We start from the raw sequence: 1,017 nt of genomic DNA on the forward strand, positions 1-1,017 counted from the left end.
AGCCGGTGCTGCTGTGCCTGGACGAGCCGGCGGCCGGGCTGAACCCGCGCGAGTCGGGGGAACTGGCCGAGATCCTGACCTTCATCCGCGATGTGCAGACGCCGCAGGGCCACCGCACCGGGGTGCTGCTGATCGAGCATGACATGAGCGTGGTGATGCGGATTTCCGACCATGTGGTGGTGCTGGACTATGGCCGGAAGATCTCCGACGGCACGCCTGAGCATGTGAAGAACGACCCGGCGGTGATCCGCGCCTATCTGGGCGAGGACGAGGACGAAGCCTTGCCGCCGGAGGTCGCCGCCGACCTGAACATGCTGCAAGAAGCGCAGAAGGGAGCCTGAGCCATGCTGAAGGTATCGGGCGTCCACACCTTCTACGGCGCCATCGAGGCGCTGAAGGGGATCGACATCGAGATCGGCGCCGGCGAGATCGTCTCGCTGATCGGCGCCAACGGGGCGGGCAAGTCGACGCTGCTGATGACGATCTGCGGCAGTCCGCGGGCGCGCCAGGGCCGGGTGTTCTTCGAGGGCGAGGACATCACCGACCTCCCCACCCACGAGATCGTGCGGCGCGGCATCGCGCAAAGCCCGGAAGGGCGGCGCATCTTCCCGCGGATGACGGTGCTGGAGAATCTCCAGATGGGCTCGATCGTCGCCCAGCCCGGCAGCTTCGAGCGCGAGCTGGAACGGGTGCTGACGCTGTTCCCGCGTCTGAAGGAGCGCATCAACCAGCGCGCCGGGACGATGTCGGGCGGCGAGCAGCAGATGCTGGCGATCGGCCGGGCCTTGATGAGCCAGCCGCGGCTGCTGCTGCTGGACGAGCCGTCGCTGGGTCTGGCGCCGCTGATCGTGAAGCAGATCTTCCAGGTGATCCGGGAGATCAACCGGGAGCAGAAGATGACGGTGTTCATGGTCGAGCAGAACGCCTTCCACGCGCTGAAGCTGGCGCACCGGGCCTATGTGATGGTGACGGGGAAGATCACGATGACGGGGACGGGGGCGCAGCTGCTGGCCGACC

The 1,017-nt window shown here is 67.1% G+C and carries 2 protein-coding genes; both read left to right on the plus strand.

The window, feature by feature from the left end; all coding sequences use genetic code 11:
- Positions 1 to 341 (plus strand): ABC transporter ATP-binding protein (locus tag JHL17_RS13395; RefSeq protein ID WP_200193864.1); only part of this gene is annotated, 341 nt, incomplete at its 5' end.
- A gap of 3 nt (positions 342 to 344) precedes the next feature.
- On the plus strand, positions 345 to 1,017 hold a 673-nt coding region (locus JHL17_RS13400; RefSeq protein ID WP_200193866.1), incomplete at its 3' end, for an ABC transporter ATP-binding protein.

The sequence above is a fragment of the Azospirillum endophyticum genome, from assembly GCF_016595245.1.
Lineage (GTDB): Bacteria > Pseudomonadota > Alphaproteobacteria > Azospirillales > Azospirillaceae > Azospirillum > Azospirillum endophyticum.